17 protein-coding genes are annotated in these 22,318 nt (G+C 71.3%); 14 read left to right on the top strand and 3 right to left on the bottom strand.

Features of this window, described 5'->3' with window-relative positions:
- Positions 1 to 23 precede the first annotated feature (23 nt).
- Positions 24 to 2,999 (bottom strand): AAA family ATPase, encoded by a 2,976-nt coding sequence (locus ACIOGX_RS02215; protein ID WP_401909523.1) that lies wholly within the window; start codon positions 2,997 to 2,999, stop codon positions 24 to 26.
- A gap of 180 nt (positions 3,000 to 3,179) precedes the next feature.
- On the opposite strand from ACIOGX_RS02215, the gene ACIOGX_RS02210 reads away from it, so the two are divergent.
- From ACIOGX_RS02210 to ACIOGX_RS02190, 5 genes are all read left to right on the top strand, one after another.
- Positions 3,180 to 4,094 carry an MBL fold metallo-hydrolase gene (locus ACIOGX_RS02210; protein ID WP_401909520.1) on the top strand — a complete coding sequence of 305 codons (915 nt, stop codon included), beginning with the start codon at positions 3,180 to 3,182 and terminating at the stop codon, positions 4,092 to 4,094.
- A 15-nt stretch (positions 4,095 to 4,109) separates the two neighbouring features.
- Entirely contained in the window at positions 4,110 to 5,675 is a 1,566-nt protein-coding gene (locus tag ACIOGX_RS02205; RefSeq protein WP_401909517.1) for a carboxylesterase/lipase family protein, read from the top strand.
- 182 nt (positions 5,676 to 5,857) lie between these two features.
- Positions 5,858 to 6,742 carry a hypothetical protein gene (locus tag ACIOGX_RS02200; RefSeq protein ID WP_401909514.1) on the top strand — a complete coding sequence of 295 codons (885 nt, stop codon included), beginning with the start codon at positions 5,858 to 5,860 and terminating at the stop codon, positions 6,740 to 6,742.
- A 164-nt stretch (positions 6,743 to 6,906) separates the two neighbouring features.
- The gene (locus ACIOGX_RS02195) at positions 6,907 to 8,055 is read left to right on the top strand and encodes a winged helix DNA-binding domain-containing protein (RefSeq protein WP_401909512.1); all 1,149 of its coding nucleotides are present in this window, start codon (positions 6,907 to 6,909) and stop codon (positions 8,053 to 8,055) included.
- A gap of 80 nt (positions 8,056 to 8,135) precedes the next feature.
- Positions 8,136 to 9,311, top strand: coding sequence for an epoxide hydrolase family protein (locus ACIOGX_RS02190; RefSeq protein WP_401909510.1), 1,176 nt, complete (start codon positions 8,136 to 8,138; stop codon positions 9,309 to 9,311).
- Between the two features lie 177 nt (positions 9,312 to 9,488).
- Here ACIOGX_RS02190 and ACIOGX_RS02185 read toward each other — a convergent pair whose 3' ends face one another.
- Complete coding sequence (locus ACIOGX_RS02185; protein WP_356509885.1) at positions 9,489 to 10,517, bottom strand: WYL domain-containing protein; 1,029 nt, start codon at positions 10,515 to 10,517, stop codon at positions 9,489 to 9,491.
- A gap of 418 nt (positions 10,518 to 10,935) precedes the next feature.
- Here ACIOGX_RS02185 and ACIOGX_RS02180 point away from each other — a divergent pair, with 418 nt between their 5' ends.
- The 4 genes from ACIOGX_RS02180 to ACIOGX_RS02165 all read left to right on the top strand — a co-directional run bounded on the left by ACIOGX_RS02180 (position 10,936) and on the right by ACIOGX_RS02165 (position 14,725).
- Positions 10,936 to 11,859 carry a GNAT family N-acetyltransferase gene (locus ACIOGX_RS02180; protein WP_383966855.1) on the top strand — a complete coding sequence of 308 codons (924 nt, stop codon included), beginning with the start codon at positions 10,936 to 10,938 and terminating at the stop codon, positions 11,857 to 11,859.
- Between the two features lie 126 nt (positions 11,860 to 11,985).
- Positions 11,986 to 12,159 (top strand): hypothetical protein, encoded by a 174-nt coding sequence (locus ACIOGX_RS02175; protein WP_401909508.1) that lies wholly within the window; start codon positions 11,986 to 11,988, stop codon positions 12,157 to 12,159.
- Between the two features lie 56 nt (positions 12,160 to 12,215).
- Positions 12,216 to 13,682 (top strand): phenylacetate--CoA ligase family protein, encoded by a 1,467-nt coding sequence (locus ACIOGX_RS02170; RefSeq protein WP_401909505.1) that lies wholly within the window; start codon positions 12,216 to 12,218, stop codon positions 13,680 to 13,682.
- Positions 13,679 to 14,725 (top strand): hypothetical protein, encoded by a 1,047-nt coding sequence (locus ACIOGX_RS02165; RefSeq protein WP_401909503.1) that lies wholly within the window; start codon positions 13,679 to 13,681, stop codon positions 14,723 to 14,725. The genes ACIOGX_RS02170 and ACIOGX_RS02165 overlap by 4 nt, the downstream gene beginning before the upstream one ends.
- A 41-nt stretch (positions 14,726 to 14,766) precedes the next feature.
- On the opposite strand, the gene ACIOGX_RS02160 is transcribed toward ACIOGX_RS02165, so the two are convergent.
- On the bottom strand, positions 14,767 to 15,441 hold the full coding sequence (locus tag ACIOGX_RS02160; RefSeq protein WP_401909501.1) for a methyltransferase domain-containing protein: 675 nt from the start codon (positions 15,439 to 15,441) through the stop codon (positions 14,767 to 14,769).
- Between the two features lie 413 nt (positions 15,442 to 15,854).
- On the opposite strand from ACIOGX_RS02160, the gene ACIOGX_RS02155 reads away from it, so the two are divergent.
- The 5 genes from ACIOGX_RS02155 to ACIOGX_RS02135 are packed head-to-tail and all read left to right on the top strand — an operon-like array spanning position 15,855 to position 22,285.
- The gene (locus ACIOGX_RS02155) at positions 15,855 to 17,258 is read left to right on the top strand and encodes an aldehyde dehydrogenase family protein (RefSeq protein WP_401909499.1); all 1,404 of its coding nucleotides are present in this window, start codon (positions 15,855 to 15,857) and stop codon (positions 17,256 to 17,258) included.
- A complete protein-coding gene (locus ACIOGX_RS02150) occupies positions 17,255 to 18,778 on the top strand; it encodes a sugar ABC transporter ATP-binding protein (RefSeq protein ID WP_401909496.1) in 1,524 nt (507 codons plus the stop codon). Before ACIOGX_RS02155 ends, ACIOGX_RS02150 begins: the two co-directional genes overlap by 4 nt.
- A complete protein-coding gene (locus tag ACIOGX_RS02145) occupies positions 18,775 to 19,836 on the top strand; it encodes an ABC transporter permease (protein ID WP_356517573.1) in 1,062 nt (353 codons plus the stop codon). Before ACIOGX_RS02150 ends, ACIOGX_RS02145 begins: the two co-directional genes overlap by 4 nt.
- Positions 19,833 to 20,810: a substrate-binding domain-containing protein gene (locus ACIOGX_RS02140; protein ID WP_356517571.1), complete on the top strand. Its 978-nt coding sequence runs from the start codon at positions 19,833 to 19,835 to the stop codon at positions 20,808 to 20,810. Before ACIOGX_RS02145 ends, ACIOGX_RS02140 begins: the two co-directional genes overlap by 4 nt.
- On the top strand, positions 20,810 to 22,285 hold the full coding sequence (locus ACIOGX_RS02135; protein ID WP_401909492.1) for a mucin-5B: 1,476 nt from the start codon (positions 20,810 to 20,812) through the stop codon (positions 22,283 to 22,285). The genes ACIOGX_RS02140 and ACIOGX_RS02135 overlap by 1 nt, the downstream gene beginning before the upstream one ends.
- The last annotated feature ends 33 nt before the right edge of the window (positions 22,286 to 22,318 follow it).

Raw genomic sequence — 22,318 nt, 5'->3', positions numbered from 1 at the left:
CCTGCGCGAGCGGCGCCCGGCTCCTACTCCCGGGGGCCGCCCGTCGGGAGGGGGCGGAGGGGGCCCTCGATGAGGTCGCGCAGCTGGGAGCGGGCGGTGATGCCCAGTTTGGGAAAGCTGCGGTAGAGGTGCGAGCCCACCGTGCGCGGGGAGAGGAAGAGCCTCTCGCCGATCTCGCGGTTGGTCAGCCCGCGGGCGGCGAGCCCGATGATCTGCCGCTGCTGCGGGGAGAGTCCGGTGAGCGCGTCGGGCGCCGAGTCCGTGACGTCGAGGCCGGCGGCGCGCGATTCCGCGCGGGCGCGCTCGATCCACGGGCGCGCGCCCAGGCGCCGGAAGATCTCCAGGGCCTCCGTCAGCGGCGGTCGCGCCTCCGCGACGCGCCGACGGCGCCGCAGCCACTCGGCGAGATCCAGCAGGGTCTGGGCGCGTTCGAAGGGCCAGTGCTCCAGCACCGGGTCCGCCAGCGCCGCCCGGAAGTGCGGCTCCGCGTCCCCGGCGTCCGCCAGCAGTCCGCGCGCCCGGCCGATCAGCGCGCGCAGACGGGGCGAGGCGTTGTCCGCGAGCGCGTGTGCGCAACGCTCGACGATCACGGCCGCCTCCTCGCGGTGGCCGGAGCGCACCGCGGCGGCGGCCAGATCGGCGAGGGCCGGACAGGAGGCGTGGTAGTGCACGGGTGCGCCGTCCGCCGTGAAGACCATGCGGAGCTGGTGGTACGCGGTCTCGTGGGCGCCTTCGGAGGCCGCCGCGGCACCGAGTGCCCGCCGGGCACGGACGGACACCGAGCGGCTCTCCAGCGGATCGATCAGGGCGAGAGCGTCGGCGGCCCGGGAGCGGGCCGCCGACACGTCGCCCTGGAAGGCCAGTACGGTGGCATCCGCCGAGGCCGCGCACGCCACGGCGTGGTCGAGGCCGGCCGTCGAACCGACCGCGGTGGTACGGGCGCAGAACTCCCGGGCCTGGTCCCATCTCCCCTGTTCCACAAAGGCCCAGGCGACCGCGCCGCCCAGCCCCTCCGGCAGCGGTCCCCGCGGCTCCCAGCGGCCGACGGCCTCGTCGACGGCGCGGACGGCGCATGGGGTCTCGTCCAGGAGCCATGCCATGATCGCGAGGGTGATGAGCCGGTCGGGCCGGCGTTCCGCCTCGGCGGCCAACCGCGGTAGCAGGGAGACGAGTTCGGCTCTGCCGTCGAAGGGATCGGACACGGCTCTCACCCACGTACGCAGCCAAGCGTCCGACGCGTCGTCGGGGAGGCGCCGCAGGAGGGCCCGGACGCGGTGCCGTTGGCACTCCTCCCCGGAGTAGTAGCGGACCACGGCGGCGGTGGCCAGGAGGTCCAGCGCGTCGGCGGGCCGCGAGACCGTCAACCGCTCGGCGGCGTCGGCCAGTCGGGAGAAGACGACGGTGTGGCGCACGGTCAGCGCCGCCAGCCGTCCGGTCTGCACCGCGGCGGACGCCAGCAGCGAGGCGTCGTCGGTGCGCGCGCGGGCAGCGGCGGCGAGTTCCTCGACCCAGCCGATGTCGCCGGTGAACACGGCGGTCTCGGCGGCCTCGACCAGCAGCCTGGCACTGTCCTCACGCCGGGGCGCGAGTTCCGCGGCGCGTTGCAGGGCCTTGGCCGCCGCCGCGTAGCCACCACGGCGGCGGGCCCGGCCCGCGGTCCGCTCCAGCTCCGCCGATACGGCCGCGTCCGGGCGGGAGGAGGCGGCGGCGAGATGCCAGGCACGCCGGTCCGGTTCGTCCCGCAGCATCCCGGCGAGTGCGAGATGGGCCGCGCGCCGCGCGTCGAAGGGCGCGGCGTGGTACACGGCGGACCGGACCAGCGGGTGGCGGAACCGGACGCCCCGGCCCGTCCGCCGGACCAGCCCGGCCCGCTCGGCGGGCGGCCACGCGTCGTCGTCGGCCTGCGGCGGCCCGGTGGGGGCGGCGATCGCGGAGTCGACGCCGTCCATGGCGGCCAGGAGCAGCAGGGCCCGCGTGGTGGACGCGGGAAGGTCGTCCAGACGGGCGGCGAAGATCCGCTCCAGGCGATCGGTGAGCGGGAGCGGACCCGCGGTCGGCAGATCTACGGACGACGGATTTACGGACGGCAGACGTGCGGACGACCGATCTGCGGACGGCAGACGTGCGGACGACGGACCTGTGGATGACAGATTCGCGGTCGGTGGCGTGGCGCTCGCTCCGTGCGCGGTGGCCGCCCTCGCCAGTTCGGCCAGTGCCAGCGGGTTGCCCCCGGCCTGGTCGAGGATCTGTGTCCTGGTCCTGCCGCTGGGGGGCCTCGGCCGGCGGTCCAGCAGTCTGCCGGCCGCGGCGTCGTCGAGCGGTCCGAGGATGAGCGTCGGTACATGCCGGTCGAATCCCGGGAGAGGGTCGCCGACGCGGGCTCCGATCAGCAGCGTGACCCGTTCACCTCGCAACCGTCTGGTGGCGAAGGCCAGCGCGTCCAGGGAGGCACGGTCGCACCACTGCGCGTCGTCCAGCACCACGAGCACGGGGCCCTCGTCGCTCAGGGCCGACAGCAGGCTCAGGACCGCGACCCCGATGAGCATGAGATCGGGTGCCGCCGTGGCCGGCCCCACGCCGAAGGCGTCGTGGACCGCCGTGCGCTGCCTCTCCGGCAGCCCGTCCACCGCCGCCCGCACCGGCCGCAGCAACTGATGCAGCGTGGAGAACGCGAGGCTCGACTCCGACTCGCTCCCGTCGGCGCGCAGTACGCGAGCGCCTCTCGCTTCGGCGCGGAGCGCGGCCGAACCAAGGAGCGTGCTCTTTCCCGTGCCCACCTCGCCGACGAGCACCAGCACCGGTTCGGCCGATACCGAGCCGGCCGCCGGACCCGAATCGGCCGCCGGACCTGAGCCGGCCGTCCATCCCGGGCCGGCCGCCGATACCGCGTCCACCGCGCGGAAGAGGCGTGCCAGCTCCGCGTCCCGGCCGACGATCAGCTCCCCCGTATCCGGCTCCGGTCCTCCGACCGCGCCGGGGTCGCCTGCCTGCTCGTCCACAGAGTCTCCGGGAATCGTGGCTCCCGAGCGGAGCCGCCGTGCCATGTCACACCCAGGCTACAAGCGGCGAGTCCGGTGTCCGGAGTTCACGAGTACAGGTGCAGTCAGCTGACGGATACCGCACGCGCCAGGCCCGCTCGTACGCTTCCGGGAAATCTTCCGAATTCTTGAGGACGCCCTGTGGAACACATCAAGCTCGGCGATGTCACCATCACCCGGATCTGGGAATACTTCGGTTCCGTGGAAATGGCGCCCGACACCTTCTTCCCGGAAAGTTCGAAGGAGGTATGGGACGACGGTGCCTCCTGGCTGACCCCGCATTTCCTCGATTCCGAGACCAATATCGTGAACTCCGCGATCCAGACCTGGCTGCTGCGCAGTGAGGGCAGGACCATCCTTGTCGACACGGGCGTGGGAAATCACAAGGAGCGCCCGTACGCACCGGTCTGGAGCCATCTCGAAACCGGCTTCCTGGCCAATCTCGCGAGGGCCGGTGTCGAGCCCGAGGACGTGGACATCGTCGTCAATACGCATCTCCACGTCGATCACGTCGGCTGGAACACGTATCTGGACGGGCGGAGCTGGGTTCCCACCTTTCCCAACGCCACTTATCTGATGCCGAAGGACGATTTCGACTTCTGGAATCCCGAGAACGGCCACAAGCCGTCGCTCGGCCGCGGCAACCAGAACGTCTTCGAGGACAGCGTGGCTCCGGTGCACGAGGCCGGCCGGACGCTGCTGTGGGAGAACAGCCATCGGATCGACGCCGCCCTGCGCCTGGACGCGGCTCCCGGGCACACCCCTGGCTCCTCCGTGCTGACCCTCGAATCCGGGTCGGATCGCGCGGTGTTCGTCGGCGACCTGCTGCACAGCCCGGTGCAGATCCTCGAACCGGACGCCAACAGCTGCTTCTGCGAGGACCCCGCGGGCGCTCGCGCCACCCGCCGCAAGGTTCTGGGCTGGGCGGCCGACAACAACGCGCTCCTGATCCCCGCGCACCTGGGCGGTCACGGCGCCGCGGAAGTGGCGCGTGACGGAAGCACGTTCGCCATCAAGGGCTGGGCTCCCTTCGCCCCGTACTCCGAGCAGGGCTGAGGCCCACGGAAAGGCATGACCGTGAACCACCAGAACCACCAGAACCACCAGAACGACGTGAATGACGCGAGCGACGCGAACGACGCGAATCACCACCCCGACCCCGTGGTGACCACCGCACAAGGGGCGGTCCGCGGCCTGCGCCAGGGCAGTACCACCGCCTTCCTGAACATCCCGTACGCCGCTCCTCCCCTCGACGCCGGCCGGTTCGCGCCACCACGGCCGCACGCGCCCTGGGACGGCGTACGCGACGCCACCACACCGGGCCCCAACGCGCCGCAGTCCCCGCGCAGGCTCGGCAGCGTGAACATGTCCCCGTACTTCGGCGACGGTTGGAGCCCTGGGGAGGACTACCTCACCGTCACCGTCTCGACGCCCGCGGACATGGACGGTGACCTGCCCGTCATGGTGTTCGTCCACGGCGGCGGATTCGTCGCCGGATCGACGCGGTCCGCGATCTACGACGGGTCCGGGTTCGCCCGCGACGGCGTCGTCCTCGTCACCCTGAACTACCGGCTCGGTATCGCGGGGTTCCTCGACCTCCCCGGAGCACCCGCCAACCGCGGCCTGCTCGATGTCGTCGCCGCGCTGCGCTGGGTACGGGAGAACATCGCGGCCTTCGGCGGTGATCCGCACAACGTCACCCTCTTCGGCCAGTCGGCCGGGGCAACGGTCGTCGGCGGCGTCCTCGCCACCCCCGAGGCCGCGGGACTCTTCCGCCGCGCGATCGTCCAGAGCGGCAGCGGCCTGGGGGCGTTCACGACCGAACAGGCCGCCCGCGTCACCAGGGCGGCGGCCGAAACCCTGGGCGTCGAGCCCCATGCCGACGCCTTCGCGGAGATCTCCGACGAGCGCCTGGTCGAGGCCGCCTCCCGGCTCGCGGGAATCGACCTGCGCACCGAGACGCACAGCGACCCGCTGGCCGGGCTCAGCCCCTTCAGCCTGGTCCTCGACACACAGCCCGCGGAATCCGTCGCCGCCGGCCTGGGCGCCGGGGTCGACCTGCTCATCGGGACCAACACCGAGGAGGGAAACCTCTACCTGGTGCCCGTGGGCCAGTACTCCACCTCGACCGCGAGCGATGTCGACGCGCTGGCGACGCGCGCGCACCCGAGTCCGGCGCGGCTCGTGGAGGCGTACCGGACGGCACGCCCGGACGCGTCCTTCGGTGAGCTGCGGTCCGCCATCATGGGCGACGCGCTGTTCGGCGCGGGCAGCTGGGCCCTGGCCGACGCGCATGCCGCGCGTTCGCACGCCGAATCCGGCACCTTCCGCTACGAGTTCGCGTGGCGCTCCGCTGCCCTGGACGGAGAGCTGGGCGCCACTCACGCCGTGGAGCTGCCCTTCGTCTTCGACCTCGCGCATCTTCCTCAGTTGCACGGACCCGATGGTCTGCTGGGCCCCGACAAGCCCCCCGCGGACCTCGCCGCCCGTATGCACGAGGCGTGGATCCGGTTCGCCAGGACCGGTGACCCCGGTTGGGACCCGTACGACGACGAGCGCCGGACCACGATGCGTATCGACGCCGTGTGGACCCAGATCGACGACCCCCGGGACCAGGAACGGCAGGCGTGGAGCTGACCCGTCGTACACCTCGTTCCGCGTGGAACCGGGACGAATTACGAGTGGAACCCGGCCCGGGGGAGGTGCGTCACAGGGGCGGCAGGGCGGTGCGTCACAGGGACGGCAGGGTTCCGCGCTGAACGCGCGGCTGCCGCTCGTCGCCGTCACCGCCGTCAGCACCGTCAGTCCTCGGGGGGCCCATGCGTACGGAGACCGGACGCGCCGTCAAACCGGCCGTTCTGCTCGCCCTGTTCACCGCCGTGGGCGGCGCCCTCGCCGGCTGCGGCGGGGACAAGGCCGACCGGGAGGCCCGTGCCCGCGAAGTCGCCGAAGCCTGGGCGGGTTCCCAGGCCGCCGAGGTGTGGGGCGCGGGCTACTACCCGATGGGGGAGGTGATCCAGCCGCCCCGGAGCGGCTTCCACGGCGACGCCGACGAACGCGCCTACGCAACCGGGAAGTTCGTCCTGCGCGGCGAACTTCCCACCACCCCGCACAAGGACGGACAGGTGCGATGGGAGAGCGGCGGCTCGCTCACGCTGCCGCTGACGGACGCGCGAACGGCCTACGAGAGCGTGGCCCGCGGCGGCGGCGACGAACCGCGCCTCACCGTGACCGCGGTGAAGTTGGGCGAGATGACCCTCCCCACCAGCCGTGGTCCGGCGACCGTCCCGGCCTGGCTGTTCTCCCTGGAGGGCTACGACACTCCGCTCAAGCGCGTCGCCCTCGCCCCGTCGAAGCTCCCCGGGCCGCCGGTCAAGACGGCCGAGGACACGCCCGCCGACGAGCTGGCGCCGCTCGGCCGACTGGTGGAGGTGGCCCGGGACGGGCGGTCCGTCACCGTGATGGCCAACCATGGATCCTGCGACGACGGCCCCGCCGTGGACGTGCTGGAGACGAGTGACGGCGTGGTGCTGTCCGCGTATGTCGTCGGGACGAAGGGCGGTCCCTGCACTGCCGACCTGCGCCACGAAGAGCTGACGGTGAGGCTGGACCGGCCGGTGGGCGACCGTATCGTCCTGGACGCGTACACGGGCCGACCCGTGCCGTACGGACAGCCGAACCAGCCGTCGGCGAGCTGGAGCTGATCTGACGTCAGGGAGTCGGAGCGCACGACGTCACCGCGTCGCCGGTCCGTACACGAGGGCCCGGACCCCCGGAACCCGCCTCCCGGACCCCCGGGACCCCCAGACCCCCGGACCCCCCCGGACCCCGGCCGTTCCGTGCGGCTGACGGACGAGAGAATGCCGGTATGAGTATCAGTGCGCACGCGCTCAACCGGGCCACTCTCGCCCGGCAGTTGCTGCTGGGCCGTGAGCCGCTCGACGTCGAGGACGGCCTACGACGTGTGGTCGCGTTGCAGGCACAGCAGCCCGCCTCGCCGTACATCGCGCTGTGGAACAGACTCAGCGGCTTCGACCCGGCCGGCCTCGACACCGCCCTCGCCGGACGCCGGGCCGTCAAGGCGACACTGATGCGACTCACCCTGCACGCGGTTCACGCCGAGGACTACCGGGCCTTCCGTGAGGCCATGGAACCGACACTGCGCGGCTCCAGGCTCGGCGACTCGCGCTTCACGGCATCCGGGCTCACCGTCGACACCACCACCGCCCTGGTCGCGGATCTGCTGCACTACGCCGAACAGCCCCGGACCGTCGCCGAGCTGGGAGGCCGGCTACGGGCGCGGCTCGGCGCACCGATGGAGCCGGCGGCCCAGCGCATGCTGCGGCAGTACGCCCCGCTGTGGCACGCGCCGACGGGAGGACCCTGGTCGTTCGGGACCCGGCCGTCGTACGTCGCGGCAGACACCCGGCCGGTGCTGGCGGAACCCGACGTCGCCGCCGGAAGCCTCCGGACCCTGATCCGCCGCTATTTGGAGGGCTTCGGGCCGGCGTCGGTGGCGGACATGGCGCAGTTCGCGCTGGTGCAGCGGGCTCGGGTCAGAACGGCCCTGACCGCGCTCGCCGGCGAACTCGAACAGCTGGAGGGCCCGGACGGCACGGTGATGTACGACCTCCCCGGCGCACCACGGCCCGCCGAGGACACCCCCGCCCCGCCCAGACTGATGGCGATGTGGGACAGCACCCTGCTGGCCTACGCCGACCGCAGCCGCGTCGTTCCACCCGCGTACCGCAAACACGTGACGCGTGTGAACGGCGACGTACTGCCCACGCTGCTGGTCGACGGCTACGTCGCCGGTGTCTGGCGTGCCGTGGACGGCGGGATCGAGGCCACCGCCTTCCATCCCCTTCCCGGCCGTGTCTGGGAGGGACTGGCCGCGGAGGCCGGATCGCTCATGTCGTTGCTCGCCACCCGTGACCCCCGGGTCTACGGACGCTACGACCACTGGTGGACCAAGGGGCTGCCGGGCGCCGAAACACGGTTGCTCCCCGGTGACTGAACCGTCGGGCCGCCGCGTACCCGCTCCGTGACAGCGCGGCCCGCCTGCTCGGTCACCGCGCGGTCCGTAGGATGCGTGCCATGCCGGACGCCGTGCCTCGCCCCGAGCCGTTCACCCCTCACACCGCCCCCGCCGCGCTCGAGGACCTCCGCGCGCGGCTGCGCGCGACACGCTGGCCGGACTCGCCCGAGGACGCCGGGTGGTCGCTCGGGACCGACCTCGCCTACCTCCGCGAACTCGTCGCCTACTGGGCGGACGGCTTCGACTGGCCGGCGCGGGAGGCGGCACTCGCCCGGCTTCCCCACTTCCGCGTCCGGCTCGGCGGCCTCGGGATCCACTACGTACATGTCCGGGCCACCGGGCCGGCCGGGCCCGTGCTGCCGCTGGTCCTCAGCCACGGCTGGCCGGACTCGTTCTGGCGCTACGCGAAGGTCATCCCGCTCCTCACCGATCCCGGCGCGCACGGCGCCGACCCCGCCGACGCGTTCGACGTGGTCGTGCCCGACATGCCGGGCTACGGGTACTCCGACCGCCCCACCGGCCCGCCGCTCGACTCCATCGCCGTCGCCGGCCTGTGGGCCGAGCTGATGAGCGTCCTCGGATACCCGCGATTCGGGGCCGCGGGCGGGGACATCGGCAGCCATGTGAGCCGCTACCTCGGGCTCGACCACCCCGACCGGGTCGTGGCCGTCCACCGTATGGACGCGGGCCTGCCGATCTTCGCCGGAGACCCGGCGGACCTCGCGCCCGAGGAGCGTGCCTGGTTCGAGGGCGTCGCGGCCTGGGGCGTGACCGAGGGTGCCTACGCCGCCATGCACCGCACCAAGCCGCAGACCGCCGCCGTCGGGCTCACCGACTCGCCGGCCGGGCTCGCCGCGTGGATCGTCGAGAAGCTCCGCGCGTGGAGCGACTGTGACGGCGATGTCGAACGGAGCTTCACGAAGGACGAGATCCTCACGAACGTCACGCTCTACTGGCTCACGGGGACGATCGGCTCGTCCATGCGCATGTACCACGCGAACGCCGCGATCCCGCCCGCGCAGCACGCCCGCCGGGTCGAGGTGCCGTCCGGATTCTCGCTCTTCCCCGGTGACATCGTCCGGCCGCCGCGGGCGTGGATCGAGCGCACGGCGAACGTCGCGCGCGTGACCGAGCCCGCGCGCGGCGGGCACTTCGCACCGTTCGAGGAGCCCGAGCTGTACGCGGAGGAGCTGCGCGCGTTCTTCCGCCCGTACCGTGCGGCGGCGAGTGGCTGAGGGCGCCTCCCCGCGCGCCCGGGGAGGCGGCGGGTCCTTGAACGGACGGTCCTGTACGGGCAGGTCCTGTACGGGCAGGTCCTGTACAGGCGGGTCCTGTACAGGCGAGTCCTGAACGCGGGGTCCGACAGGTCTCGTACGAAGGTGACCGGCGTCCGTCCCGACCCGGCGCCTGTCTCAGGGGACCGGAGGCGGCGTGGCAGGCGCGGCGGACGCGTCGCCCGCGGCGTCGGCGTAGCGGCGGGCCAGCCGCGCGAAGGCGTCCTTGAGTTCGGCGGGGCCCACGACCTCGATGCCGGCGTCGAACCGGCCGATGGCGGCGGCCAGACCGGGCCATGACCACGAGCCCAGAACGAGCCGGCAGCGGTCCTGGCCGAGTTCCTCGACGACGCCGTCGCGGATGTAGCACGACACCGCGGCGGCCGGCAGGTCGAGGATCACCTCGCCGCGGCAGGGCCAGTCGCCGGCGCCGTCCAGGCCCTTGAACCGGCCGGCCACGAATGCCGCCACGTTCCCTCCGGGCAGTTCACGCGGGGTGAAGCGGGGCCCGGTGGGGGTACGCGGGGTGATCCGGTCCGCTCGGAAGGTACGCCAGTCCTCGCGGTCGAGGTCCCAGGCGACGAGGTACCAGCGCCCGCCCCAGGTGACGAGGTGATGGGGCTGCGCCCGGCGCGGCGGGGGGTCGGCGCGGTCGTCGTCGGTGGCTCCCGCCGGGGACGCGGGAGCGTAGTCGAAGCGCAGCACCTCGCGGGCGTGGACGGCGGCGCTGAGTGCCATGAGCACGCCGCCGTCGGCCTGGGGGTTCGGCCGGATCGCGGACGGTTCGACGGCGGTGAACCGGAGGGTGTCGATACGGCGGCGCAGCCGGGCGGGCATGACCTGCCGGACGGTGGTCAGCGCGCGTGCCGCGGCTTCCTCGATGCCGGCACCGGTGGTGGTGGCGATCTGGAGCGCGACGGCGAGGGCCACGGCCTGTTCGTCGTCGAACAGCAACGGGGGCAACTCCGCGCCGGCGTCGAGCCGGTACCCCCCGTCCGGCCCCTTGGACGCCACGATGGGATAGCCGAGCTCGCGCAGGCGGTCGACATCGCGGCGCACGGTGCGTTGGCTGACGTCCAGCCGCTCGGCCAGCAGCGCCCCCGGCCAGTCCCGGCGCGCCTGGAGCAGGGAGAGCAGGGAGAGCAGTCGGGCTGAGGTTTTCGGCATGTCCCGATCGTGCCACGGAGAAGCGGTCACACCCTGTCCGCTTCTCCTGCGACTGTTGCCGTATGCCGGAGAACGCCCCGGCCGGCGGGCGCGCGGCGCGCCTGAGGCGAAGGGCCTGCTCCCGGTGACCGATGAACTCCTCAGTCACACGGGAAGATCCGCACCGTCGACGGCTTCGCGATCGAAAAGGGTTTGCGGACGGGAGCGCGGTTGGATAGACGTTACCCCTGGACTCCCGCCGCGAGGGGTGAGGGGCCATGACAGCGAGAGGAGGGATAAGCCCATGATCGCCATGATCACCGCGCTTGTGTCCTCCCGGGGCGCGGACCACGTCTGACCCCGGAGCGGACGGGCGCCTTCACCGGAGCGTGCCTTGACCGTGGAACAGAACCACCAGAACCACCAGAACCACCTGACTATGCGTCCGATCACCGGACGTGAAGAACTCGATCTCTTCTCCCGACTGCCCTACGTGCTCAACGAGGAACTGGCGGACGACCTCGCCGCCGGCCGCCGGCGCCCCGCATGGATGTGGCTCGCCCTGCGCGGTGACCGTGTGCTGGCCAGGGCCGCCTGGTGGAGCCGGCCCGGCAGCGACGCGCCACGCGTCCTGGACATCCTCGACATCGACGACAGCGTCTCGGGTCCCGACCGTGTGGACATCGGAGTGCGGCTTCTGCGCGCCGCGATGGCGGCCACCCTCCCGAGCGGCTCGCCCCGCCCCGCGTACAGCCGTTTCGTCCCGCCGGACTGGCGTGAGAACGCGCGGACCAGACAGTCCGTCGAGGACCGCATGACAGCATTGGAACGGACCGGTGCCCGGCTCTTCGTCGAACGGCTGCGCCTGGAATGGCGTCCGGAATCGGCACTTCCCGAACCCGGCGGACGCCTTGTGTTCCGGCGGATCCACGATGCCGGGGAACTCGTGTCCCTGATGGCCCTGGCCATGGACGGGACGCTGGACGCACACAGCCGTGACGACCTGACCCGCATGTCCGTCCACGAAGCGGCCACCCGGCACTACGAGGACGAACTCGCGCGCTACACGAGCCCGCGGGACTGGTGGCGGATCGCGGCACTGCCCACCGGGGAGCCGGTGGGGTTCGTCCTCCCCGCCCGCAACGACTACAACCCGATCATCGCGTACCTCGCGGTCCTGCCCGCGCACCGCGGCAACGGCTATATCGACGACATTCTCGCCGAGGGCACCCGCGTCCTCGCCGCACAGGACGTCCCCCGCATCCGCGCGTCCACGGACCTGGGCAACGTTCCGATGGCGAACGCCTTCCGGCGCGCCGGATACGTCAATTTCCAGCGCGAGATCAACATGACCTGGAGCTGAGCGAGCGGGGGGCCGGGGGCCCGCGCCGCGTACTCGGCGGCTCGCGCGACAGCCTGACCAGCGCGGAGGAGCGACCGAGCGCACACCGCGCATCCAGTTCGTCGGGAGAAACTGTTGATGTGTCAATTGCCTTACTCTAAGGTCGCGTTCATCGAACGACCGCCCCCGGTCGGGAGTGCACCACCAGGAGCCCAGCCGTCCCCGGGCGGCGCGGAACAAGGGAGATCCATCATGGTCAAGCACTACGTCAAGTACGCGTTCAGCACGCTCACCGCGGCGATGTTCGCCAGCATGGTCTGACGTTCGGTCCCGGCCTGGACCGGGAGGACAACCCGGTCCAGGCATCAGGAGACCCCTTGTTCGGTACCGCTCTCAGCCAGCTCCGCTACGGCATGGCGATCCTGCGCAACCGTCGCATCCGCCCGCAGGACCTGGAACGCATCGCCCGCGACCTGATCGCGACCCTGGCCGAGTTCGGCGAGCCCGGGGCGGACTCGGCTCTGCTCCCCGGCCAGGCAGGGGCCGTCGACCCCGCCGTACGACGGACCGTCACGGAGCGCAGCCTGCGGGCCACCGCGTGCGCCGCCGCCCGGCACACGGCCCACTACCGGCGGACCTTCGACGTCCTGGGACTCGACCCGGGCACCCTCACCCCGGAGACCTGGGACCGCGTACCGGTCACCTCCAAGGAGGCCCTGCGCGGTCTGCCGGCCGCCTTCGTGTCCGCCGCCTCCACTCCCGCGCTGATGGCGCTCACCACGGGGACCAGCGGTACCCCCACCACGGTCTGGTACTCCAGGGCCGAGGTGGAGATCGCGGTTGCCATGAGTACGGTCTCGGCCGTGCTCGGCATGGGCCTGCGGCCCCGCCACACCATGGCGTACGCGGGCTGCTCACGGGCGACCCTGCCGCTGCTCAACGTGGAGGAGTCGGTGACCCGGATCGGTGCCTCGTTCGTCCAGATCGGCACCGTGGACCCGGCCGTGGCGCTGGACCGGCTGGCCGCCCCGCTCGGTCTGCGGGGCAAGGCGCCGCAGATCACCCATCTGACGGTCTCCGCGTCCTATCTCTCCGCCCTCGTCGAAGAAGCGGAGCGAAGCGGCTGGCACGCGTCGGACTTCGGCCTGGAATCCATCGGCGTCGGCGGTGAAGTGCTCTCCGACCCACTGCGGGAGCGGGCCACCACCGCCCTGGGGGCCCGGATCTCCACGGCGTACATGATGACCGAGACGCTCCCCTCGGGCGGCACGCCGTGCGCCGAGGGACATCTGCACCACACCACCGAGTTCGGGCACATGGAGATACTCGACCCCGTGACACACGAGCCGACACCGCCGGGCGCCGTCGGCATCATCGTGCAGACGCCGTACGTCCCCTACCGGGACTGCACCCTGCTGCTGCGCTACGCGACCGGCGACCTGGTCGCGCGCCCCGAGGCCGAGCCCACGTGCGAACTGGCCCATCTGCCCGCGACCTCGCCCATACTCGGCCGCTGGTCGGGTCCGCGGAGCATCGCGGTGCCCACCCGGTCGGTGCTGAACCTGCTGGAGTCCGAACCGGACATCCCGCTGCCGGCGCGCTACGCACTGGTCGACCGGCCCGGGGACCCCGTCCTTCATGTCCTCGTCCGCCGGCTGCCCGCCGCCGCCCTGCTCGGCAGGCTGGAGGAGCGGGCGACAGCGGCGGGCCTCGCGCTGGACGGCATCGTGCTCCATGACGATCCGGCCGCACTGCCGCCGACCGGCCCGGTCCGCGCCGATCTGCGCGAGCACACCTTCGAGTCGGCCCGCCCCGCCGCCGTACGCGTGTCGAGCCCGGCATGAGTACCGGCCTGGCCCTCGTGGGCCTCAACTGCGCCGTCGCCGCGATCACGGTGGCAGGTGCCGTCTACTTCGCGCGGGTCCGGATGCCCCGCCCTCCGGTCGGCAAGTACGAACTGCCCGACGTCGTGGCGATGACCGCCGTCGTGGTGGCGGCGCCCCTGGTGTATCTGGCAGTGCCCCGGACCGCGGTGGCCGTCGTCTTCGGCCTGGTCCTCTGCGTGGCGCTCCAGTTCACCCTCGCGCCGTTGATCGGCGGCGGGCGGGCCTGGCTGGCCGCGGCGGTCTCCGTGGCCGCCACCGCCGGATGCGCGTTCGCGGACCTGCCGGTCGCCGTGACGGCGCTGACCGACGTACTGCTCGCCATCGCCGTGGTGGGAGTGGCCAACATGTGGGCGCAGAGTGGGTTGCGCTCCGTCCATGCGGCGTGGTTCGCGGGCCTGCTCTGCTGCTATGACCTGGTGGCGACCGGACTCACCTCCGTCATGGACCGGTTCGCCGCCCAGGTCATGGGACTCCCGTTCGCCCCACTGCTGGCCGTCACCCAGGACAGACCACCGGTGGCGCTCGGCCTGGGCGACCTGCTGCTCCTGGTGCTCTTCCCCCTGGTGGCGCTCAAGGCCTTCGGGCGGGCCGCCGGTCTTCTCGCGGCCGGGGTCGGACTGGCGGTGTCCGCGAGCGTCAGCCTGCTGTTCGGGCTGGGAGTGCTGACCGGGGCGTTCCCGCTCCTGACGGCGCTCGGACCGCTGATCGTGCTACAGCACGTGCTGTGGTCACGGGCCAGGTCGGGCGAGCGGACCACCGCCGAGTGGCGCGCGGGAACACCGCGCGCGGCGGCGGCCGATATCCCCACGGACCCGGACCCGGCGCTGCTCCAGGCCCTCGAACCGGCCGGCGTGGACGAGCTGCGGACGGAGCTGTCCAAGGGCGACTGGCTCGCGGTCGTCGACGGCCGGGCGGTGGGCAGCGGGAAGTCGCCTGGTCAGGCGCGCAGGGACGCCCGTATCCGCGGCTGTGAATCGGTGCCTGTGGTACGCCAGAAGTGAGCCGGGCGGACGGCCGGGGCGATGGCCGGGCGGTCATGCGGTCATACGCCCGGCCGGTCGGCCTCTGTCCCGGATGTGCGGGCCAGCAGGTGAACCTCCTGGAACTGCCGTCGGTCGGTGGGCTGAGGCTCGCGAACCATCCGGGCCACCTCGGCCAGGCCGGACGTGCGCAGCAGCGCGGCGAGGTGATCCGGCGCCCACCGATAGGCCGGCGCCACGGCGTGATCGAAGACCTGCGTCGGGTGAGACGCGTCATCGGTGGCCGAGAAACCGAGCAGAAGGTGGCCGCCGGGTGCCAGCACGCGGTGGAACTCCGCCAGGGTGACGGGGAGTTCCTCCGGCGGAGTGTGGATGATGGACCAGCGTGAGAGTACGCCGCCGAGCGCGCCGTCGGCGATGTCCAGCGCGGCCATCGAGCCCACCTCGAACCGCAGCCCAGGATAGGCCTGTTGAGCCAACTCGATCATCGCGGGAGAGGCGTCGACGCCGAACGCCGCCAGCCCCGACTCGTCAAGGTGAGTGGTGATATGGCCGGGCCCACACCCCACATCCGCGACCTGGACGTTCCCACTCGCACGTACGAACTCGGCGAAGACATCCAGGATCGCGCGGTCCAGGGGACTGTCACGCAGCGTGTCGCGGAACAACTGGGCATAGGTGGAGGCAGCGGTGTCGTAGCCCTCGCGGGTGACACTGAGGGCATCGGGTTCGACCATGGTCGCGACCGTAGTGCCTGGCGCCGAGGCGAGCCAAGAGGATTACGGCTTCCCCGCTTCCCGCTCGGCCGGACCCCAACAGGGGCCGGTTGACGGGCTTTTCCGGCGCGGGTCAGCCGAGCGGTGGACCGCCGGCGGCACTCCGGAGCGGACGGGGCGGCTGTTCGACCTCGTCGTCGACGCACCGCGCCCATCGCGCGGATGAGGAGGGTGAGACGGCGCAAGCGACTTACTTGCCAAAAGCACCGCCCGGAATGCCTGGCCAATGCACTATTTGCCGTCCTCAAGAGTGTCCGAAGGTGACAGGCAAGCATTTTGTCACCGCTGTTGACTAACTACGGGGCGGGTGTCAGCATCGCTGCGACTTCTGGAGATCCGTCTTCCCGGTCAAGATCGCACAGGAGAGCCGACGTATGACGTCCCGTAGTACTGCTGTGTCCGTACACAATCCAGGAACAGGTGAAGTCCTCGGTGAGATCGAGGACTTCACAGCCGAGCGCATCGGCTCCGCACTCGAAGCCGCGGCGAACGGCCAACGGGCCATGGCTGCGCTACCGGCCCACGCGAGGGCACAACTCCTGCTGAGAGCAGCGGAGTTGATCGAAGGTGAGGCCGACGCGCTGGCCCGGCAGCTCGCCGCCGAGAACGGCAAGCCGGTCTTCCAGACCACCGAAGAGGTCCGCGCCGCCATCAGGATCTTCCGTGGCTTCGCGGGCGAGGCCACGCGGCTGCTGGGGAGGCAGATTCCCCTCGACGCCGTGCCGGGCCTGGAGCGCCACCTCGCCGTCACGATGCGCGAACCCCTCGGCCCCGTCGCGGCGTTGGTGCCCTTCAACTACCCCGTCGAGCTGTACGCCCACAAGGCCGCCGCCGCGCTCGCCGCGGGCAACGCGGTGCTCGTCCACCCGCCCGTGCGGTGCCCGCTCACACTCATCCGGATCGCGGAACTCATCGCCGCCGCCGGCTTCCCCGACGGCGCGCACCAACTGCTCACCGGCGGGGTACACGTCTCCCAGGAACTGGCCACCAGGGCGGGCGTCGCCGCGGTCAGCCTGACGGGATCCACCCACGCCGGACGCGAGATAGCCCGCCGTGCCGCGGACACCCTCAAGAAGGTCCACCTCGAACTCGGCGGCAACGACGCCCTGATCGTCTGCGACGACGCCGACGTGGAAGCCGCGGCGAACGCCGTGATCCTGGGGCGTCTCGCCCGCGGCAACGGGCAGATCTGCTGCGCGGTCAAGCGCGTCTACGTCCAGAACGGCGTGCACGACGCCTTCGTGGACGCCCTCCTGTCGGGCGCCGCCAAACTCAGCGTGGGCGACCAGCTCGCCGACGGCACCGACGTCGGCCCGCTGATCAGCGAGGCCGCCGCCGAACGCGTGGAGCAGGCCGTGGGCACCCTCGTCTCGGACGGCGCCCGCAAAGTGGCGGGCGGCGCCCGCCGCGGCGCCTTCTACGACCCCGCCGTCCTCGTCGACGTGCCCACCGACAGCGCGGCCTTCAACGAGGAGATCTTCGGACCCGTCGCCCCCGTGGCCCGCTTCGAAGACCCCCTGGACGCCGTCCGGATGGCGAACGCCTCCCCGTACGGACTCCAGGCCGCCGTCTTCACCCGGGACATCCAGCGCGCCTACACCCTGGCCGGCCGGCTGGACGTGGGCGGCGTCGTGATCAACGGATCCACCGCGCTGCGCGCCGAGAACCTGCCCTTCGGCGGCCCCAGGGACACCGGCGGCTCCGCCGAGGGACTGCACGACACGGCTCTGGAGTTCACCCGGCAGAAGACGGTCATCGTGATGGAGGCCTTCCAGTGAGCGGTGCGTCCGCTCCGCCGGCTCTCGACGTGCGGGGGGTGCACAAGTCGTACGGCGGCACGAAGGTGTTGCACGGCGTGGACCTCAAGGGCCATGCCGGTGACGTGCTCGCCGTGGTCGGCGCGAACGGCGCGGGGAAGTCCACCCTCATCAAGATCCTCGCGGGCGCGGAGCGCATGAGCAGCGGCGAACTGCGCCTCGACGGGCAGACCGTGGCCCTGCGCTCCCCGCATGACGCGCACATCCATGGCATCAGGACCGTCCACCAGGAGCTCACCCTCGTCCCCGAACTGTCCGTCACGGAGAATCTGTTGATGGGCCACTACCCGCGGATGCTGGGCGGCCTCATCAACTGGCGGGCCGCGCACGCCCGCGCCCGGGTCCTTCTCGAGGACATCGGATACGGGGCGATCGACCCCCGGGCCACAGCAGGCAGCCTCACCGTCGCGCGCCAGCAGATGGTGGAGATCGCCAAGGCCCTCGTGGACGAGAGCGGAGAGCCGAAGGTGCTGGTCCTCGACGAGCCGTCGGCGGTGCTCGCCGGCGCCGACCTGGAGGCCCTGTTCGCCCTGATCCGAAGGCTCCAGAAGCGCGGCGTGGTCATCGTCTACGTGTCGCACCGGCTCGCCGAGGTCACCGAACTGGCCACCACCATCGTCGTCATCAAGGACGGCCGCGTCGTCGCCGAGACCACCCCGCGGCACACGGACGAGAACGAGATGATCCGCCTGATGGCGGGCCGCCGTCCGCAGCAGCTGTACCCCGGCCGGCGCACCGACACGGGGCCCGAACTGCTGTCGGTCCAGGGACTCAGCAGACCGGGTGAGTTCGACGACGTCTCCTTCACCCTGCGGGCGGGCGAGATCACCGGCCTGTTCGGTCTCGTCGGGTCGGGACGCAGCGAGCTGGCCCACTGCGTCTTCGGTGCCCGGCGCGCGGCCGAAGGGACGATCAGGGCCGAGGGCTCACGCACCGACCGGTTCCGCAGCCCCAAGGAGGCCATCGGCGCGGGGCTCGCCCTGGTCACCGAGGACCGCAAACGCACCGGCCTCGTGCTCGGCCTCAGTACCGAGGACAACATCGGCCTGACCACGCTCAAGACCGCGACCAGAGGACCACTGCTGGACACCGCCCGGCGCAGACGGGACGCCCTGGCGATGACCGAACGGCTCGACATCAGGCCCGCACATTCCCCGCGGCTGCCGGTACGCACGCTCAGCGGCGGCAACCAGCAGAAGGCCGTTCTGGCGAAGTGGCTCCTCACGTCGCCCCGCGTGCTCCTCCTCGACGAGCCGACCCGCGGTGTCGACATGGCGACCCGCGTGGAGATCTACCGCATGCTCGACGAACTCGCCCGCGACGGCATGGCCGTCCTGCTCATCTCGTCCGACCTCACCGAGGTCCTCGGCGCCACCGACCGCGTGCTGGTGATGCACGAGGGACGGATCGCCGCCGAGCTTCCCTCTGACCGTACGTCCGAGGACACCGTCCTCGCCCACGCGATCGGACACGCCGCATGACGGACCAACTCTCGGCATCTCCACGGGATTCCGGGCATCTCTCGCAGAACGCCGCCGGGCCGGGGGCAGGCTCGCGGCTGCCCAGGATCAGGGTGGCGGGGCGCGACATCACCCTCGAAGTGGGCCTCGCCGCGCTGCTCGTCGCCTTCATCGCGATCGCCGGTGCGACCACCGACGCCTTCCTCACCGAGGCGAACGTGACGAACCTGCTCAAGCAGATGGTCACCACAGGACTGCTCGCCTACGGCATGCTCACGGTGATCCTGACGGGCGGCATCGACCTGTCGGTCGGCTCGGTGGTCGCCTTCTCCGGCATTCTCGCCGCGGGCCTGTCCGCCGGACTGCCCGTGTGGCTGGCGATGCTGATCGGCGTCGCGTCGGGCATCGGGTTCGGGCTGGTCAACGGGGCACTCGTGGCCCGCTTCCAGCTCGCCCCCTTCGTCGTGACACTCGCCGCGCTCACCACCATCCGCGGACTGGCCTTCGTCTACTCGGAGACCCCGGTCGCCCCGGAGAAGGCCGGCTTCTTCGAACTGGGATCGGCCGCGGTCGGCCCTGTGCCCGTGTCCACGATCATCATGATCGCCGTGTTCCTGCTCGGCGGAGTCTTCCTCGGCCGCACCCCGGCGGGCCGGGCGCTGACCGCGATCGGCGGCAGCGCGGAGACCGTACGCCTCGCGGGCATCGGCGTACGGCGCCATGTGGTGCTCGCCTACACCATCAGCGGCGCCTGCGCCGGGCTCGCGGGCGTCATCCTCGCCAGCCGCGTCGGCATCGCCCAGCCCAGCGTGGGCACCGCCTTCGAACTCGACGCCATCGCCGCCTGCGTGATCGGTGGTGCCAGCCTGGCCGGTGGCAAGGGCACCGTACGGGCGACCTGCGCCGGAGTTCTGGTGCTCGCGCTGATCAACAATCTGCTCAACCTCTACGACGTACAGAGCTTCTGGCAGCAGGTTTTCAAGGGGCTCATCATCGTTGCCGTCATTCTCGTCCAGCGTGCGGGGCGGCTCCGTCCCGCCGCCGGAGCGACGACCCCGGGAAAGGGATCGCTGTCATGATCGCCCACAGCAAGATGCGCTGCGCCGGACTGCTCGCCGGGGCCGTTCTCGTCACCACCCTGTCGGGCTGCTCGTCCGACGGTGGGAACGCGGGCGGTGAGGGGGACGGCGACTACACGGTCGGCGTCGCCAACTTCACCTTGAGCGGGCCCTACTTCAACGGCATGGACCGCGCGATCAAGGAACAGGCGAAGAAGAAGGGCGTCGAGATCCGCAGCACGGACGCGGGCGGAGACGCGGCCAAGCTCGCCTCGAATGTCGAGGACCTGCTGAGCAAGGGCGTGGACGCGGTCATCATCTCGGGCGGCCCCCTGGAGTCGGCCCCCGCCGTCCTCAACGCCATCAAGGCCGCGGGCAAGCCCGCCGTGCTCGTCGACCGCAAGTTCAAGACAGGCGAGTACACGAGCTGGATCGGCCCCGACAACGAGGCGATCGGCAAGCAGAACGGCGAGTTCCTGGCCGGACAACTGCCCGACGCGGCCACGGTCGCGATCGTCAAGGGCGGCCCCGCCGACAACAGCATCGGCCTGGCCCGCACCAACGGTGTCAAGAGCGCCCTCACCGGCGCCGGACTCAAGATCGTCGAGGCCCCCGACTTCGGCAACTGGAGCTCCGACGGGGGACTCACCGTGACGGAGAGCCTGCTCGCCTCGCACCAGGACATCGACGCGGTGTTCTGCGAGAACGACGCCATGTGCCTGGGTGCCCAGCGCGCCATCAAGGACGCCGGCCGCGACAAGGACATCGTGCTGGCTGGCGTCGACGGCCAGGCCGAAGCTCTCAAGGCCATCTCGGACGGCACGAACTACCTGGTCACCGGCCTCAACGACGCCGATCAGATCGGCAGCCTGGGCCTGGACAGGACCATCGACATCCTCGGCGGCAAGAAGACGGAGAAGGACACGGTGGTGCCTTCGCCGCGCGTCACCAAGGAGAACGCCGACACGTACTACGACCCGGACGGGGAGTTCTGATGAGCCGCAACGAATCGCACCGAGCCCGTCTCCCGCTGCGAAGAACACACCGCTACGTGCTGACCGCCCTGGTCGGCGGCGCCCTCGCCCTCACGCCGCTGCTCGCCGCGGCGCAGACCTCGGGCGACAGCGCCCCCGCGTCCCTCGCCGGGCAGAAGCCGCCCGCGCAGAAGCCGCCGACGAAGCAGCAGTGGAAGCTGCTGCACTCCGAGAACTTCGCCGGGAAGCTCGACCCGGGGAAGGCGCCATGGGTCAGGGAAGCCTACGACAACCCGTTCGACACCGTCATGGACGACAACGGCAAGTGGTTCCACAACGACTACGGTGATGCCTGGGACGAGCAGCTCAACTCCTTCGCCACCTACCGGAAGGAGTTCCCGGTCGGCGAGGACGGCTGGCTGACCGCGTCGCTGTCGGCCCGCGACTGGAACAAGGACGGCACCATCGAGAAGCCGCCGTCCATCACCAACGGCACAGCGGGCACGTCCACCGTCGCCAAACTCGATGTCCCCGACCACACGGGCGGCGCCATCTTCCGGCCCACCGAGTCACTTCCCGATCAGTACCGCATCGAGTACAAGCTCAAGACGCTCGACTTCGGCGGCAAGCGCAACGGAACCATCGACTACGACAACCGCGTCAACGGGTACAGCAAGGACGGGTGCAAGACACAGCACCCCTGGGGCGAGGGCTCCAGAAGCCCCGGCTGGGAGGGCGACGCCTCCGCCCCGTACTGCGAGTGGCAGGACGTCCGCGCGGGCAAGTACGGCTACAACGGATTCCACTACCTGTCCATCGTGGACTTCGCCGACCCCGCGCCCCGCAACAACCACTTCTGGCACTACCGGCGCAAGGTGCTCATGGACTCCTTCGCCCAGCACCCCGACCGCGTCGGCACGGGCACCGGAGGCCGCGTCTGCAACGCGAAGACCAACGAGTACTACGACTACAAGGACAGCAGCTTCAACACGGTCAACATGTGGATCAGCGGACTGCCGAACTGGGCCCCGGGCCAGGGCGGTCTGGCCGGTAACTCACAATGGTTCATGACCAGTTGCTCCAACGGTGTCGCCGAGCAGGAGCTGTCGTCCGCGGCCGAACTCCAGCCCGAGCTGATGCCGAACGAGGACTACACGTTCGCCATCGAGCGCGACGCGACCGGCTACACGCTGGAGGCCAGCGGGAACTTCGCCCGCGCCGGACAGCAGACACTCCGCTTCCACCGCGACTTCATCGTGGACAACAATCCGATCTGGCACTACAACGTCAAGCCCGACGAGTACGACGGCCGCTACAACAACACCCTCGTCCAGGGCAAGGACCTGAACGGGAAGGCCGAATGGCCCGACCAGTGGCCGAAGGACTCCGCCTACCCGGACTCCTTCGTCATCGGCGACCTCTACACCAACGTGTACGAGGGCAGCGCGAGCCTCACCGACATCAAGCTGTTCGTGCCGAAGCCCGGGAAGAAGTGAGCTGACTCCCGGACTCCACGGCTCCGCCTCCTC

It is taken from the genome of Streptomyces sp. NPDC088147 (assembly GCF_044741565.1).
Lineage (GTDB): Bacteria > Actinomycetota > Actinomycetes > Streptomycetales > Streptomycetaceae > Streptomyces.
This window is presented reverse-complemented; position numbering and strand designations above follow the sequence as displayed.

What these genes read in the sequence shown, in the direction of transcription:
- ACIOGX_RS02205 (WP_401909517.1), top strand. Translation starts at nt 4,110, where the DNA reads ATGACCGTGAACCACCAGAACCACCAGAACCACCAGAACGACGTGAAT.
- ACIOGX_RS02200 (WP_401909514.1), top strand. Translation starts at nt 5,858, where the DNA reads ATGCGTACGGAGACCGGACGCGCCGTCAAACCGGCCGTTCTGCTCGCC.
- ACIOGX_RS02195 (WP_401909512.1), top strand. Translation starts at nt 6,907, where the DNA reads ATGAGTATCAGTGCGCACGCGCTCAACCGGGCCACTCTCGCCCGGCAG.
- ACIOGX_RS02190 (WP_401909510.1), top strand. Translation starts at nt 8,136, where the DNA reads ATGCCGGACGCCGTGCCTCGCCCCGAGCCGTTCACCCCTCACACCGCC.
- ACIOGX_RS02185 (WP_356509885.1), bottom strand. Translation starts at nt 10,517, where the DNA reads ATGCCGAAAACCTCAGCCCGACTGCTCTCCCTGCTCTCCCTGCTCCAG.
- ACIOGX_RS02180 (WP_383966855.1), top strand. Translation starts at nt 10,936, where the DNA reads ATGCGTCCGATCACCGGACGTGAAGAACTCGATCTCTTCTCCCGACTG.
- ACIOGX_RS02165 (WP_401909503.1), top strand. Translation starts at nt 13,679, where the DNA reads ATGAGTACCGGCCTGGCCCTCGTGGGCCTCAACTGCGCCGTCGCCGCG.
- ACIOGX_RS02160 (WP_401909501.1), bottom strand. Translation starts at nt 15,441, where the DNA reads ATGGTCGAACCCGATGCCCTCAGTGTCACCCGCGAGGGCTACGACACC.
- ACIOGX_RS02155 (WP_401909499.1), top strand. Translation starts at nt 15,855, where the DNA reads ATGACGTCCCGTAGTACTGCTGTGTCCGTACACAATCCAGGAACAGGT.
- ACIOGX_RS02145 (WP_356517573.1), top strand. Translation starts at nt 18,775, where the DNA reads ATGACGGACCAACTCTCGGCATCTCCACGGGATTCCGGGCATCTCTCG.
- ACIOGX_RS02140 (WP_356517571.1), top strand. Translation starts at nt 19,833, where the DNA reads ATGATCGCCCACAGCAAGATGCGCTGCGCCGGACTGCTCGCCGGGGCC.
- ACIOGX_RS02135 (WP_401909492.1), top strand. Translation starts at nt 20,810, where the DNA reads ATGAGCCGCAACGAATCGCACCGAGCCCGTCTCCCGCTGCGAAGAACA.